Origin of the sequence: Pseudomonas sp. MWU12-3103b (assembly GCF_023100615.1) — a bacterium.
Taxonomy (GTDB): domain Bacteria; phylum Pseudomonadota; class Gammaproteobacteria; order Pseudomonadales; family Pseudomonadaceae; genus Aquipseudomonas; species Aquipseudomonas putida_A.
On sequence record NZ_JALMEY010000012.1, the window covers coordinates 147,012 to 161,620 of the forward strand.

A 14,609-nucleotide genomic window follows, 5' to 3' on the forward strand; every position below is an offset into this window, starting at 1 on the left:
GTCGTAAAAAATTCACAGCAACCGGCAAGTCTGCTGCCGCTGCGTCGCGCACCGATCCATTTGCGACATCGCCCGCCCTATGTTCCGTTCTACGCTCATGGCGCCATGCCTGCTGCCGATACAACAGCGCAGACGTCCTCTTGCGTGCGGAGCTCCCATGAAGTTCAAGTCGATCCAGTTTTCCGTCGCCGCCCTGGCCGGCGCCATCGTCCTCAGCGTGGTCGCCGCGCTGGTGCTGTACGCGCTGTTCTCCGGTGCCCGCACTCAAGACATGGTGCAACAGCGCACTCAGGCGCAGTTCGAACAAGTCATCGAACAACGCCTGACCTCGTTGGCGCAGACCCAGGTCAGCCAGATCCAGCGCGAACTCGAAGCGCCGCTGCTGATTGCCGGCGGACTGGTGCGGGTCAATGCGCTGCTCGGCACACCGGGCGCCGACGGCCAGCCGCGCCTGAGCGTCAGCCGCGAGCAACTGATCAGCCTGATCAAGGAGAACGTCCAGCAGAACCCGAAGATTCTCGGCACCTACATCGGCTGGGAAAAAAACGCCCTGGACCACAATGACGCGGCCTACGTCGGCAGCGCCGTGACCGGTATCGATCCCGCCAACGGACGCTTCCTGCCGTGGTGGTTCCGCAATACCGACGGCAGTCTGGGCGTGGACAAACTGGCCGATGTCGACGATCAGAAAACCCTGTCCACCGGGGTGCGCGCCAGTGAGTACTACCTGTGCTCCAAGGAAACGAAAAAGCCCTGCGTGATCGATCCGGCGCCGTACAAGGTCGGCGACAAGGTCGTGATGCTCGCCTCCTTTATTGAACCGATCATGCTCAACGGCGCATTCCAGGGCATCGTCGGCGCCGACCTGTCGGTGAACTTCATCCAGGAAATGCTCCTCGGTGCCAACCAGAAACTGTACAGCGGCGCCGGACAAATGGCCCTGATCGGCGGCAACGGCCGGATCGTCGCCTACACCAAGGACCCGAGCAAATTCGGCGAGAAAGTCAGCGACATCCTCGATGCCGAGCAGATCGCCAACATGGCCAATCTCAAGCGCGGCGAAGTCACCTACTCGGTGAACAAAGACAAGGGCCGCATCGAACTGTACCTGCCGTTCGGCATCGGCCAGACCGACGCGCGCTGGACGCTGATGCTGCAACTGCCGTTGAACGCGGTGATGGCGGATCTGCAAAAACTTCAGGCCGACCTTGATGCACAGCGCAAGTCAGACACCTTCGGCATGGCCATGGTCGGCCTGATCATTGCTGCCATCGGTCTGCTGGTGATCTGGCTGGTGGGGCACGGCATCGCCCGACCACTAAAGCAGATGGTCGCCATGCTCGATGACATCGCCAAAGGTGAAGGCGACCTGACCCGTCGCTTGAGCAGTGATCGCAGTGATGAACTGGGCTCGATCGCCAAGGGTTTCAACACCTTCCTCGCCAAGTTGCAGGCGATGATCACGCAGGTGGTGACGTCGGTGCAGAGCGTCAGCGATTCCTCGGAACACACTGCCGACATCGCGATTCGCACCAACATCGGCATTCAGAAACAAATGGCCGAGATCGATCAGGTCGCCACCGCGGTGCAGGAGATGACCGCGACTGCGCAAGACGTGGCGCGCAACGCCACTCAGGCGGCGCAAGCCGCCAGCCACGCGGATCAGGCTGCCGGCCAAGGCATGCAGATCGTCCGTGATACGTCGAACTCGATTGGCGTACTGGCGGTGGAGATCGGCAAGGCCGTTGAGGTGGTGCAGACGCTGGCCAAGGACAGCGAAAACATCAACGCAATCCTCATCGCGATTCGCGGGATCGCCGAGCAGACCAACCTGCTGGCGCTGAACGCAGCAATCGAAGCGGCGCGGGCCGGCGAACAAGGGCGCGGCTTTGCGGTGGTGGCGGACGAGGTGCGCAATCTGGCGCAGAAGACCCAGAAGGCCACCGAAGAAATCCAGAGCATGATTCAGCAACTGCAACAGGGCACCCGCGATGTGGTGCGGGTCATGGAGGACAGCCAGAACCGCACCGACGAAAGCGTGCAGCACGCGGCGAAAGCGGCTGAAGCGCTGGAGACAATTACTCAGGCGGTGTCGGTGATCAATGACATGAATACGCAGATTGCCAGTGCGGCGGAAGAACAGAGCGCAGTGGCCGATGACATCAACCGTAACGTGATCAATATCGGTCAGGTGGCGAATGAAGTGGCGGGCGGTGCGGATGAGTCGAGTTCGGCCAGTGCCGGCCTGACTAAATTGGCGGAGCAGCAGCGGCGGTTGATCAATCAGTTCAAGGTCTGAAAAGCGAAAAGCCCCTCACCCTAACCCTCTCCCAGAGGGAGAGGGGACTGACCGAGTTGTCTCCCGTCATACATCGACCTGAAATAACCAGTCGATTATGGATTCAAAGCTGAGCGTTCAAGTCGGTATATTTCGTCAATATCCCCCAATCAGACCCCTCTCCCTCAGGGAGAGGGGACTGACCGAGTTGTCTCCCGTCATACATCGACCTGAAATAACCAGTCGATTATGGATTCAAAGCTGAGCGTTCAAGTCGGTATATTTCGTCAATATCCCCCAATCAGTCCCCTCTCCCTCAGGGAGAGGGGTCTGACCGAGTTGTCTCCCGTCATACATCGACCTGAAATAACCAGTCGATTATGGATTCAAAGCTGAGCGTTCAAGTCGGTATATTTCGTCAATATCCCCCAATCAGTCCCCTCTCCCTCAGGGAGAGGGTTAGGGTGAGGGGCTTTTGACTTAACCCGGGGTCAGGCATTCCGGCCCATTGAGCTTCGGATCATTCACCAGATTCGCCAGCACCCGCTCGCGCAATGCCGCCGGCTCACTGGCGAGCAAGCCCTGCAGCACATGCAACGGCGTCGCGGGATCGAGCCAGGCCGCCTGCCCCGCCTCATCGAGAATCAACGGTCGGCGCTGACTGGCCGCCGGCTGCGTGATGACGGCGGTGCTCAGCCACACCTGCTCCTGCACCGGATACGCCTCCCAGATCGCCGCGAAGAACAGCGACGAACCCTCCCCTGGCGTCAGCCAGTACGGGCGCTTGCGCAGGTTGCCGCGCCATTCGTAGAAACCGTTGGCCGGCAGCAGACAGCGGCGCAGGCGCAGCGCCTCGCGGAACATCGGTTGCTCGGCGACGGTTTCGGCCCGGGCATGCGCCGGGGTACGCGACAGATCGGTCAGCCACGGTGGCGTCAGCCCCCAACGGGCGCGGGCCAGGGTGCGTTGGCCGTCGGCCTCGGCACGCAGCATCAACACCGAATCATTGGGGGAAATGTTCCACTGCGCCTGCTGATCGGCGGGAAATCCGGGCAGGGCCGCGAAGTCGCGGTTCCAGCGAAACAGGGCATAACGTCCACACATGGGGCAACACGACTCAAAAGTAAAACGAACGTCAGCCTAACAGACCAGCGTCCCGGGGAAGCTCTCCGGTTCATCGCCGGGCAGCGGCAGCGCGGCATTGTACGCGGTGATCAGCTCGCGGGCGTACTCGGCCTGATCGTTATCGACCGACAGGCCGAGCAGGCCGAAGATCGGCAATTCACCGGTACCGCCGAGCAGATCGCGGCCCACCAGGTGCGCTTCGATGCCTTCACTGGCGAGCATGCCCTTGAGCATCTCGCCCTCCATCAGGTTTTCCGGCTCGTAGATTCGCTGCATGGGCGCCCCTCACTCGTTTTCGCTGAAGACTTCCAGAAACCAATCCTCGCCATGCACCTGCAAGACAAACGTAATCGGTTGACAACACACCTGGCAGTCCTCGATGTAGGTCTGATCGCCTGCGGACAGGTCCACCGTCGTCTCGACCTCTTCACCACAATACGGACATTCATACAGTGCGCTTTCCAGCATCGCGGTCTCCCAGGTGACTTGTGCGTATAATCGCCGGTCTATTTGCAGGGCTATTTTTGTCTGGCTACCTTTTCAGACCGTGCCCCGTTGGTTTTCGATCAAAACCTTTACTTACCCTAGCCGTTTCCAACAAGAGAGCATGATGGGCGAATTCGATGCCATCCGACCTTACGACGACAGCGAAGTACCTGCGGTACTGGCAAGACTGCTCGGCGACAAGGCGTTTCTAGATATCCTCACCCACTTCCGCTTCCCGCGTTTTGCCGGTGCCTTCGGCTGGATGCTCAAACCACTTATAGCCCATCGGCTGCGTCGTGAGTTTGCCGACGTGACCTCCGTGTCCACTTTGCAGGACAAAGTCGAGTTCTACGTCGACCACACCATCGAGCGCGCCACTGATGGCGTGACCTACACCGGTGTCGAGCAATTCAAGTCCGGCAGCGCCTACCTGTTCATCGCCAACCACCGCGACATCGTGATGGACCCGGCCTTCGTCAACTACGCGGTGTACCACGCCGGCCTGCCGACCCCGCGCATCGCGATCGGCGACAACCTGCTGCAGAAACCCTTCGTCAGCGACCTGATGCGCCTGAACAAGAGCTTCATCGTGCATCGCTCGATCACCGGGCGTCGCGAGAAGATGGCCGCGTATCAATTGCTGTCGGCGTACATCAACCACTCGATCCGCAACGATTGCGCCTCGATCTGGATCGCGCAGGCTGAAGGCCGGGCAAAGGATGGTGACGACCGCACCGAGTCGGCGATCCTCAAGATGTTCCACATGAGCCGCAAGGACGAGCCGTTCGGCGAAGTGATTCAGTCGCTGAACCTGACCCCGGTGTCGATCAGCTACGAATACGACCCGTGCGACCAGGCCAAGGCCCGCGAGTTGTACATCCGAGCCACCACCGGCACCTACGCCAAGGCGCCGGGCGAGGATGACGTGAGCATTGCCAAGGGCATCACCGGCTACAAGGGCCGGGTGCACGTGAACTTCGCTGCACCGATCACCGAACTGTTCGAAGACACCAAGCAATTGGCGGTCGAGATGGACAAGCAGATTCTCGGCGGATACCGCCTGTTCCCGGTGCATTACCTGGCGTACGCGCAGTGGGCCGATGCCGATCCGCAACTGAACGTGCCGAAGGCTGCCGAAGTGTTTCCGGCCGATGAGCTGGCCAAGGCGCAGGAAGAATGGCAGCGCCGCCTGGATGCCTGCCCTGAAGAGCACCGTCCGTATCTGGTGCTGCAATATGCGACGCCGGTGCGCAATCAGTACCGGGTGAAGGCTGGGTTGCCGTTGTAAGCGCTTTCCACTCGACGCAAAAACGGCGCCCTCGGGGCGCCGTTTTTTTATCTGATTCAATCAACCCTTGTGGCGAGGGAGCTTGCTCCCGCTCGGCTGCGCAGCAGTCGCAAAACCACATCACGCGGAATACCTGAAAAACCGCGTTTACCTGAATCGGGGCCGCTTCGCAGCCCAGCGGGAGCAAGCTCCCTCGCCACAAGGGTTTGTGCTGTCCTTAGAAGCGGGTGCTGATCCAGGAGATGATCAGTGCCAGACCCAGGCAGGCAAACCCGAAACGATAGAAAAACCGGTTCATGCGCAGCGTCGCCCAATCGAGGATTGGCTCGGCGTTAGGTTGCGCCTGACGCTGCGCAGCGATGCTGGCCATCGCGCGTTGTTCACGACGGCGGGTCGCGTGCAGCAGCCAACTGCCCGGGAAGGCCAGTGCCAACGCCAGCAGGTTGATCAATTTGGCGGGATGGGCGGTAAACAGCGTCATCAAGTGCAGCGACATCACAGACCTCGGAACTGAATCGGTGTGGCAGGCGCCCGATCGACGACTGCGGCGCGGATTCTACCGAAACACGCCTCCACTACCCTACCCTTTGCGACAAATAACCTGACAATCGACCGATGGCTGTCCTGTGTCACGGCATCGTCATTTACATCGGCCACCATGCGCGCCTCGAAACACACATGGAACGCGACATGCTGCACGCCGAAAACCAGGATCGTCTGTACCTCATCACCCCGACCGACGAACAACAAAGCCTCGTCGGCAGCCTCGCCTTCAATGTTCAGGATCGCCACTGGCTGGTGTATTGCGCCCTCGGCGGGCATCAGCATGCGGATTTGCCGGAGACGGATTTGCTGACGGGTGTCAGCGTGCTTGATTTTTATTCCCAAGCAGCCTGAAAAGTAAAAGCTCCCTCACCCTAACCCTCTCCCCGGAGGGAGAGGGGACTGACCGAGTTGTTTATTCGAGGTGCATCGACCTGAAAACTCGAGGTGAACGCCGGTTCTGAAAAGCCCCCGATCGGCTCCCTTCCCCCTCGCCCTCCTGGGGGAGAGGGCTGGGGTGAGGGGGTACGATTCCATGCCCCACAAAAAAGCCCGGAGCCATCACTGGCGCCGGGCTTTTTCACATCAACCGCACAGCTTACTCGGCGAGGATCTGACCCACGGTCGGGTCCTTGAACAGACGGGTCAACGCATCGCTCAACACGTCGCTGACCAGCTTGGTGTTGGTTTCCTGGTTCGGCGCCATGCCGAAACGCTGGTCCAGCGAAGCGCCGTAGCGGCCGCTGTAGCGACGGTTGCCGCTCTGCACGTCGGAGCGGAAGGTCGCGCCGATCGTGGCTTCGGTCACGTACATGCCTTCTTTGGGCGACTGGTACTTCAGCTCGGTCAGGGTCACGGTCAGTTGCGGCGCGTTCATCCCGTTGCTGGTCGGGGTGAAGCCGAGCAGACGTACGGCGGCTTCAGCCTGCGCCTGCAACTTGGGCAGGATCTGCTCGCGCTGCACGGTGATCGCGCTGGTTTCCGGGTACAGGCCGCCGCGGGTGCCGAGGGTTGGCGACGGACGACCGTCAACCACACGCACCACCACTTGCTGGCCATGGCCGACCGGGGCCAACTGCGTGGTCAGCTTCGGTTCCGGGCTCAGTTGTTGCGGGCTGTGGGCGCAGCCAACCAGGGTCAAACTGGTCACAGTGATCAAACCGAACAACAGGCGTTGCAACATGCTCTTTTCTCCAGAATCAGGCACAAACAGGCCGGCAGTATAGCGGTGGGCCACTGCGGGTCACCAGCACCCGACAGTGAATACTCAAATGTCTGACCCGGCCGTGGGAATGCGGTTCCTGTCACAGATTATTCACCGCCCATACACGTTGGCGTCACGGCCGCCTGGCAAGCTTCAAACCAGTCCCCAACAAGGTACTCGCCATGCGCTATCTGATCTCGTTGTTCGCCCCACGTCCGCTGCACCGCAGCTTTGCCCTGCTCGACCGCAACGGTCATTGCCAGGCATTCAAGCAGTGCAGCCTGCAACCGATGGGCGATGGCTGGGTGGAAATCGAAGAAATCCGTCTCAACTGGCTGCACCAGCCACTGCCCGCCAGCGCCCGCGTCATAGCGTCGCAGCCCCGCGCACGCGTGCAAGCGATGTTGAGCATCTGACCGGATGCCTAATAAAAGTCATTAAACACGAGCAACTGCCCGCATTTCTTCGATACAATCTCCCCCCGATTATAAGGACGTCTCCTGATCGGGCCCCGCAACACCGTCAATGCGCATGCATCGACACCCAAATCGCCCACAGAGAGCCGCCCACACAGATCGAGTGAAGTTGGCGCGCTTGCCTGTTCTTCCGGCAAAAACCCCGCTTTTCGCGAATCTGCAGAGCTGTCATGACGCTCGGCCACCGCGTTGTTTTGCCCTTGCGGGCAGGGTGCCAGGCCTGGACAGCCCTTTTTTGAGGTTCACGTCTTCAAAAGAGCGTGAAAAAAACGGGTTTTCACAACTTCACAAGAGTGTGGCGAGCAAATGAAAAGTTTTGCGTCTGAACATGCACCATTAGCGTCTGAAACAGCCCAACGACACAGGACCGGGTATACCTCGAACATCGGAGCCTGAAGCCTGTCCGCTACGGATTTGGTTGCACAAAAACGGATGTCTCGACCATAAGTCGAATTGCCAGCCGCGTGCTGAAATGAGTTCATGGAGCTCTTGAAGCCAGGCCGCATGCATCCGTCGAAGTTGCGAAAAATTGCGAAGATTCGGACATGACGAACCTGACCATGGGTATCCGGGGCGCAACTGACCTGCCCCGTCACTCCCTGGCAGCCATGCCGACAATTTGGTGCTGCAGATTTTGGAGACGCGTTAAATGGCGCATAACGAAGCAGTCGACGTAGTTCTGGTTGGGGCGGGCATCATGAGTGCCACCCTGGCAGTACTGCTCAAAGAGCTCGACCCGGCGATCAAGCTGGAAGTCGTCGAGTTGATGGATTCCGGTGCTGCGGAGAGTTCCAACCCGTGGAACAACGCCGGTACCGGCCACGCCGGCCTGTGCGAGCTGAACTACACGCCGCAGGCAGCCGACGGCAGCGTCGATATCAAGAAAGCCGTGCACATCAACACCCAGTTCGAAGTGTCCAAACAGTTCTGGTCGTACCTGACCAAGAAAGGCACCTTCGGCTCGTGCAAATCCTTCATCAGCCCGGTGCCGCACCTGAGCTTCGTTCAGGGTGACAAAGGCGTGTCGTTCCTCAAGGAACGCTTCAACGTGCTGCACAAGCACCACGCCTTCTCCGACATGGAATACACCGAAGACAAGGCCAAGATGGCCGAGTGGATGCCGCTGATGATGCCGGGCCGCTCGCCGGATGAAGTCCTGGCCGCCACCCGCGTGATGAATGGCACCGACGTCAACTTCGGCGCCCTGACCAATCAGTTGCTCAAGCACCTGACCAGCGCACCGGACACCCAGGTCAAATACTGCAAGCGCGTCACCGGCCTCAAGCGTAACGGCGCCGGCTGGACCGTCAGCATCAAGGACGTCAACAGCGGCGCCAGCCGTGAAGTCGACGCCAAGTTCGTCTTCCTCGGCGCCGGCGGCGCGGCCCTGCCGCTGCTGCAGGCTTCGGGCATCGAAGAAAGCAAAGGCTTCGGCGGCTTCCCGATCAGCGGGCAATGGCTGCGTTGCGACAACCCGGAAGTGGTCAAGCACCACCAGGCCAAGGTCTACAGCCAGGCTGCAGTCGGTTCGCCACCAATGTCGGTGCCGCACCTGGACACCCGTGTGGTCGATGGCAAGAAATCCCTGCTGTTCGGGCCATACGCCGGTTTCACCACCAAGTTCCTCAAGCACGGTTCCTTCATGGACCTGCCGCTGTCGGTTCGCGCCGGCAACATCGGCCCGATGCTGGCAGTGGCGAAAAACAACATGGACCTGACCAAGTACCTGGTCAGCGAAGTGATGCAATCGATGGAGCAGCGTCTGGAATCCCTGCGCCGATTCTACCCTGAGGCGAAAGCCGAGGACTGGCGCCTGGAAGTGGCCGGCCAACGGGTACAGATCATCAAGAAAGACCCGAAAAAGGGCGGCATCCTGCAATTCGGTACCGAACTGGTTGCGGCGAAAGACGGCTCCCTCGCCGCCCTGCTCGGCGCTTCGCCAGGTGCTTCGGTAACCGTTTCGATCATGCTCGAGCTGATCGAGAAATGCTTCCCGGCCAAGGCCAAGGGTGAGTGGGCGGCCAAACTGGCGGAAATCTTCCCGGCCCGCGAGAAGGTTCTGGAAACCGATGCTGCGCTGTATCGCAAGATCAACACGCAGAACAACATCGCCCTGGAACTGGTTGAAGAAAGCAGCGAGACCCCAAGCTTCGCTTGATCTTGCGGCATAAAAAACGCCCCGTACTCAGTGAGTGCGGGGCGTTTTTTTTGCTGGGATAAAAACCAATACTGCTGGCTCACCAACACTTGTGGTGAGGGGATTTATCCCCGATCGGCTGCGCAGCAGTCGCAAAACCATTGATGCGATTTACCTGACACCCTTGCACTCAGGCTTCGGGGCCGCTACGCAGCCCATCGGGGATAAATCCCCTCGCCACAGATATCGGGTGATCTCAACCGCGAGCCTTGTCGATCAGCTCGATGTACTCGGCCGCGTTACGCTGATCCTTGATCAGCTCAACGAAGGTCTGGCCCTGCTCATCCTTGCCATCCACGTCGTAACCGGCAGCCACGAAGAACGTCAGAAAGCGCTCGAAATCGTCGATGCGCAGGCCACGGTAGGCCTTGATCAGTTTGTGCAGCGACGGCGAAGTGGCGTCGACCGGTTCAAAATCGAGGAACAGCTTGATCTGCTCATCGCCGATCTCGTCACCAATCACCTGTTTCTTATCTTTACGCATTGCCGACTCCAGCTCGCAGACATTACACGGGGCGGGCAGTTTACCCCTGCCCTGCCACCCGGCTCAACGCGAACGAACAGCCCCGGTGTGCAGATCGGCCCAGATGTGGCCGTTGGCGTAACTGAGGAACTGTACATACACCGTGTCGTTGCGCAGCAGATCGATCACCACCCGGTACTGGGCCAGCGGGTAAAACAGGGTCAGGGTTTTGCTCTTGTCGTCATAAGCCGGTTTTTTCAGGCTTTTGCTTTCGCCATCGAAACTGACCAGCACCTGGGTGATGGTTGCGCCCTTGTTCAACGACTTGCCCTTGAGGCGAATCATCAGCGGCGACGTGACCGGAATCGGCTGCTGATTGGACTGGCGTTGCGCACCGACCACCACCGAATAATCGGTGACCTGCAGCAGTTGTTGCTGCTCGGGTTCGGCATCGCGCAGGGTCAGATCATCCGGCGGCAGGAATTGACTGTGCATCGGCGCCGGGGCGGCGGCCAGAGGCAGGCTGAGGGTCAGCAACAGGGCGGCAAGACTGCGGATCAAGAGGCTCATGGCAGGCTCCGGGGGCGGGGCCGAGCACTCTAGCATGGGTGTAGCAGATGGATCAGCACACACAAAACAACTGTGGGAGTGAGCTTGCTCCGGGCGGCGTTCCGACGAAAGCGGTGTGTCAGTTTTCAATGATGCTACTGACACGACGCCTTCGCGAGCAAGCTCGCTCCCACAGGGGATAGCGCGGGGTCTTACATGCCTTTAACGGCAAAGATCCCGTTGGCGTTGCGCCAGTAACCTTTGTAGTCCATGCCGTAACCGAAGATGTAGCGGTCGATGCACGGCAGGCCGACGAAGTCTGCCTTCAGGTCAGGACGCGCCTTGCGGTCGTGATCCTTGTCGATCAGCACGGCGGTGTGCACTTTGCGCGCGCCGGCGTGTTTGCAGAAGTCGATGATCGCGCCCAAGGTGTGACCTTCGTCGAGGATGTCGTCGATGATCAGCACGTCGCGGTCGATGAACGAGACTTCCGGCTTGGCTTTCCAGAACAGGTCGCCGCCGCTGGTTTCGTTGCGATAACGGGTCGCGTGCAGGTAGGACGCTTCCAGCGGGAATTGCAGGTGAGTCAGCAGTTTTCCGGAGAAGATCAGGCCGCCGTTCATCACGCAGAACACCACCGGGTTGCTGTCGGCCAGTTGTTCGTTGATTTGTGCACCGACGCGGGCGATGGCGGCCTCGACTTCAGATTCGGTGTACAGGCAGTCAGCCTCTCGCATGATTTGACGGATATGCTCGAGATCAGCGGACATGGCGCTCTCCAGGGGGATGTTTTCGGAAAAGCGGGCAAAGGTACGCATCCCGTGAGGTCGAATCAAGCCTTAATGGACTAACGTACTCAATGTCCTATAGGACATCACCCTCGGATAGATTAATCTAGGCCGGTTTTTTTGCCCGCCGCCGGAGTTTTTCCATGCCCATCCTCGAGATCCGCCACCCGCTGATCCGCCATAAACTCGGCCTGATGCGCCGCGCCGATATCAGCACCAAGAATTTCCGTGAGCTTGCTCAGGAAGTCGGCGCCCTGTTGACCTATGAAGCTACAAAAGATCTGCCGCTCGAATCCTACGATATCGCAGGTTGGTGCGGCACTGTGTCGGTGGAGAAAATCGCCGGCAAGAAAATCACCGTCGTGCCGATCCTGCGCGCCGGCATCGGCATGCTCGAAGGCGTGCTGAGCCTGATCCCGGGTGCCAAGGTTTCCGCTGTGGGCGTTGCCCGCAACGAAGAAACCCTGCAAGCGCACACTTATCTGGAAAAACTGGTTCCGGAAATCGACGAACGGCTGGCGATGATCATCGACCCGATGCTCGCCACCGGCAGCTCCATGGTCGCGACCATCGATCTGCTGAAGAAAGCCGGTTGCAAGGACATCCGCGCGATGGTGCTGGTGGCCGCGCCGGAAGGCATTGCCGCTGTGGAACAGGCTCACCCGGACGTGACCATCTACACCGCTTCCATCGATGAGCGTCTGAACGAACACGGTTACATCATCCCAGGGCTTGGCGATGCCGGTGACAAGATCTTCGGTACCAAGCAGAAGGACGCGTGAGCATGCAGCAAGAGTTCAACGATCCGCTCTGGCGCACGGTGCTGTCCGGCGCCCAGATGCTGTTCGTGGCTTTCGGCGCCCTGGTGCTGATGCCGCTGATCACCGGGCTTGACCCGAACGTGGCACTGTTTACCGCGGGTCTGGGGACGATCCTGTTCCAGATCGTCACCGGGCGTCAGGTGCCGGTGTTTCTGGCGTCGAGCTTTGCCTTCATCACCCCGATCATTCTCGCCAAGGGCCAATTCGGCCTCGCCGCGACCATGGGCGGCGTGATGGCAGCCGGTTTCGTCTACACCTTCCTCGGCCTCGCCGTGAAAATCAAAGGCACCGGTTTCATTGACCGTCTGCTGCCGCCAGTGGTGATTGGTCCGGTGATCATCTCGATCGGTCTGGCCATGGCGCCGATTGCCGCGAACATGGCGATGGGCAAGGCGGGTGACGGTTCCGAGCTGATCCACTACCAGACCGCGATGATGATCTCGATGCCGGCACTGCTGACCACCTTGATCGTGGCGGTGTTCGGGAAAGGCATCTTCCGCCTGGTGCCGATCATTTCCGGGGTGCTGGTCGGTTTTGCCATGTCGTTCTATTTCGGCGTGGTCGATACCGCGAAGATTGCGGCGGCGCCATGGTTCGCCCTGCCGCATTTCACCGCGCCGGAGTTCAACTGGCAGGCGATCCTGTTCATCGTTCCGGTGGCGCTGGCTCCGGCCATCGAGCACATCGGCGGCGTGATCGCGGTGGGTAGCGTGACCGGTCGTGACTATCTGAAGAAACCGGGCCTGCATCGCACCCTGCTCGGTGACGGCATCGCCACCACGGCGGCAGGTCTGTTTGGCGGCCCGCCGAACACCACCTACGCCGAAGTGACCGGCGCGGTGATGCTGACCAAGAACTACAACCCGAAAATCATGACCTGGGCGGCGATCTTCGCCATCACCCTGGCGTTCATCGGCAAGTTCGGCGCGCTGCTGCAAAGCATTCCGGTGCCGGTGATGGGCGGGATTCTGTGCCTGCTGTTCGGCTCGATCGCGGCGGTGGGGATGAACACCCTGATCCGTCACAAGATCGACCTCGGTGAGGCGCGCAATCTGGTGATCGTGTCGGTGACCCTGGTGTTCGGTATCGGCGGTGTGCTGGTCGGCACCGGCACTGGCCCGGACGACTTCGGCCTCAAAGGCATCGCGCTGTGCGCGGTGGTGGCGATTGCGCTGAACCTGATTCTGCCGGGCAATGATGGCTGGAAGAACAAGAAGGCGGATGAGCCGCTGATTTAAGGGTCTAGATCCTTGTTGTCTGACAGATAGCTTTCGCGAGCAAGCCCGCTCCCACATTTGATCTTCAGCGCACCGTAGATCAAATGTGGGAGCGGGCTTGCTCGCGAAGCTTTTGGCTTTAAAGCGCCAGCGGCGCTCGTTCACACAGGGTTGCCAACGCCTTCGCCCATTGCGGGTCGTCATTCAGGCACGGCACCAGCACCAACTCCTCGCCCCCCGCTTCGCGGAACTGTTCCTTGCCGCGATCACCGATCTCTTCCAGCGTCTCGATGCAATCGGCGACAAACGCCGGGCACATCACCAGAATCTTCTTCACCCCGCTTTGCGCCAGCTCGTCCAGCCGCGCTTCAGTGTAGGGTTCGATCCACTTCGCCCGCCCCAGACGCGACTGAAACGACACCGACCATTTGCCATCGGCAATGCCCGCGCGCCTGGCGAACTCGGCGGCGGTGCGTATGCACTGGGCGCGGTAACAGGTGGCCAGCACGGCCGGCGAAGCGTTCTTGCAGCAATCCGCGTTTTTCAAGCAGTGATTGCCAGTCGGATCGAGCTTGGTCAGGTGCCGCTCCGGCAAGCCATGGAAGCTCAGCAGCAAGTGATCGTAGTCCTGCTGCAAATGCGGGGTGGCGCTGGCGACCAGTGCGTCGATGTATTCCGGCTGATCGTAAAACGGTTGCAACACTGAAAGCTGCACATCGAGTTTGTTCTCGCGAATCACCCGCTTGGCTTCTTCGATCACCGTGGTCGTGGTGCTGTCGGCGAACTGTGGATAAAGCGGCGCCAGCGTGATGCGCTTGTGCCCCGCAGCCACAAGTTGCAGCAATTTGGTTTCAATCGACGGCTCGCCATAACGCATGGCCAGTTCCACCGGGCCGTGGGTCCACTGGGTGGTCATCTGCTGCTGCAGACGACGGCTGAGCACCACCAGCGGCGAGCCCTCCTCCCACCAGATCGAAGCGTAGGCATGGGCCGATTGCTCGGGGCGCTTGATCAGGATCAGCGACACCAACAGCCGCCGCACCGGCCACGGCAGGTCGATCACATACGGGTCCATCAGAAATTGATTGAGGTAGCTGCGTACATCGGCCACCGAGGTGGAGGCCGGGGAACCCAGGTTGACCAGAAGCAAGGCGTGATCGGTCATGCATCGTCC

General features: G+C 60.1%; 16 protein-coding genes. 7 read left to right on the plus strand and 9 right to left on the minus strand.

Features of this window, described 5'->3' with window-relative positions:
* The first annotated feature begins 157 nt into the window (after positions 1-157).
* A complete protein-coding gene (locus tag M0808_RS19160) occupies positions 158-2,299 on the plus strand; it encodes a methyl-accepting chemotaxis protein (protein WP_247842144.1) in 2,142 nt (713 codons plus the stop codon).
* Between the two features lie 459 nt (positions 2,300-2,758).
* Here M0808_RS19160 and M0808_RS19165 read toward each other — a convergent pair whose 3' ends face one another.
* From M0808_RS19165 to M0808_RS19175, 3 genes are read right to left on the minus strand one after another with little or no spacing between them, the layout of a single operon-like run.
* On the minus strand, positions 2,759-3,382 hold the full coding sequence (locus M0808_RS19165; RefSeq protein ID WP_007967716.1) for an SOS response-associated peptidase: 624 nt from the start codon (positions 3,380-3,382) through the stop codon (positions 2,759-2,761).
* A 36-nt stretch (positions 3,383-3,418) separates the two neighbouring features.
* Complete coding sequence (locus M0808_RS19170; RefSeq protein WP_025109321.1) at positions 3,419-3,679, minus strand: DUF2007 domain-containing protein; 261 nt, start codon at positions 3,677-3,679, stop codon at positions 3,419-3,421.
* Positions 3,680-3,688: 9 nt separating this feature from the next.
* Positions 3,689-3,871 carry a CPXCG motif-containing cysteine-rich protein gene (locus tag M0808_RS19175; RefSeq protein ID WP_098965559.1) on the minus strand — a complete coding sequence of 61 codons (183 nt, stop codon included), beginning with the start codon at positions 3,869-3,871 and terminating at the stop codon, positions 3,689-3,691.
* Positions 3,872-4,013: 142 nt separating this feature from the next.
* On the opposite strand from M0808_RS19175, the gene M0808_RS19180 reads away from it, so the two are divergent.
* Positions 4,014-5,177: a 1-acyl-sn-glycerol-3-phosphate acyltransferase gene (locus M0808_RS19180; protein WP_247842145.1), complete on the plus strand. Its 1,164-nt coding sequence runs from the start codon at positions 4,014-4,016 to the stop codon at positions 5,175-5,177.
* 217 nt (positions 5,178-5,394) lie between these two features.
* Here M0808_RS19180 and M0808_RS19185 read toward each other — a convergent pair whose 3' ends face one another.
* Positions 5,395-5,673 (minus strand): hypothetical protein, encoded by a 279-nt coding sequence (locus M0808_RS19185; RefSeq protein WP_064589143.1) that lies wholly within the window; start codon positions 5,671-5,673, stop codon positions 5,395-5,397.
* Positions 5,674-5,867: 194 nt separating this feature from the next.
* Between M0808_RS19185 and M0808_RS19190 the strand changes: the two genes are divergently transcribed.
* Positions 5,868-6,074 (plus strand): hypothetical protein, encoded by a 207-nt coding sequence (locus M0808_RS19190; protein WP_027612213.1) that lies wholly within the window; start codon positions 5,868-5,870, stop codon positions 6,072-6,074.
* Between the two features lie 244 nt (positions 6,075-6,318).
* Here M0808_RS19190 and M0808_RS19195 read toward each other — a convergent pair whose 3' ends face one another.
* Positions 6,319-6,903 carry a YajG family lipoprotein gene (locus M0808_RS19195; RefSeq protein ID WP_003228101.1) on the minus strand — a complete coding sequence of 195 codons (585 nt, stop codon included), beginning with the start codon at positions 6,901-6,903 and terminating at the stop codon, positions 6,319-6,321.
* A gap of 203 nt (positions 6,904-7,106) precedes the next feature.
* On the opposite strand from M0808_RS19195, the gene M0808_RS19200 reads away from it, so the two are divergent.
* Positions 7,107-7,340: a hypothetical protein gene (locus tag M0808_RS19200; RefSeq protein ID WP_007912834.1), complete on the plus strand. Its 234-nt coding sequence runs from the start codon at positions 7,107-7,109 to the stop codon at positions 7,338-7,340.
* A 709-nt stretch (positions 7,341-8,049) separates the two neighbouring features.
* Complete coding sequence (mqo, locus tag M0808_RS19205) at positions 8,050-9,558, plus strand: malate dehydrogenase (quinone) (RefSeq protein ID WP_027612214.1); 1,509 nt, start codon at positions 8,050-8,052, stop codon at positions 9,556-9,558.
* A 235-nt stretch (positions 9,559-9,793) separates the two neighbouring features.
* Here the strand turns inward: mqo and M0808_RS19210 are convergent, their stop codons facing one another.
* From M0808_RS19210 to M0808_RS19220, 3 genes are all read right to left on the minus strand, one after another.
* Positions 9,794-10,081 (minus strand): PA4642 family protein, encoded by a 288-nt coding sequence (locus tag M0808_RS19210; RefSeq protein ID WP_247842146.1) that lies wholly within the window; start codon positions 10,079-10,081, stop codon positions 9,794-9,796.
* A gap of 63 nt (positions 10,082-10,144) precedes the next feature.
* Complete coding sequence (locus tag M0808_RS19215; protein WP_247842147.1) at positions 10,145-10,630, minus strand: hypothetical protein; 486 nt, start codon at positions 10,628-10,630, stop codon at positions 10,145-10,147.
* Positions 10,631-10,821: 191 nt separating this feature from the next.
* Positions 10,822-11,379 carry a hypoxanthine-guanine phosphoribosyltransferase gene (locus M0808_RS19220; protein WP_016987197.1) on the minus strand — a complete coding sequence of 186 codons (558 nt, stop codon included), beginning with the start codon at positions 11,377-11,379 and terminating at the stop codon, positions 10,822-10,824.
* Positions 11,380-11,540: 161 nt separating this feature from the next.
* On the opposite strand from M0808_RS19220, the gene upp reads away from it, so the two are divergent.
* Together upp and M0808_RS19230 are read left to right on the plus strand one after the other, a co-directional pair.
* Positions 11,541-12,179: a uracil phosphoribosyltransferase gene (gene upp, locus M0808_RS19225; RefSeq protein WP_003228118.1), complete on the plus strand. Its 639-nt coding sequence runs from the start codon at positions 11,541-11,543 to the stop codon at positions 12,177-12,179.
* 2 nt (positions 12,180-12,181) lie between these two features.
* The gene (locus M0808_RS19230; RefSeq protein ID WP_003228120.1) at positions 12,182-13,456 is read left to right on the plus strand and encodes a uracil-xanthine permease family protein; all 1,275 of its coding nucleotides are present in this window, start codon (positions 12,182-12,184) and stop codon (positions 13,454-13,456) included.
* A 118-nt stretch (positions 13,457-13,574) separates the two neighbouring features.
* Here M0808_RS19230 and hemH read toward each other — a convergent pair whose 3' ends face one another.
* Complete coding sequence (hemH, locus tag M0808_RS19235; protein ID WP_096797274.1) at positions 13,575-14,600, minus strand: ferrochelatase; 1,026 nt, start codon at positions 14,598-14,600, stop codon at positions 13,575-13,577.
* Positions 14,601-14,609: the final 9 nt, after the last annotated feature.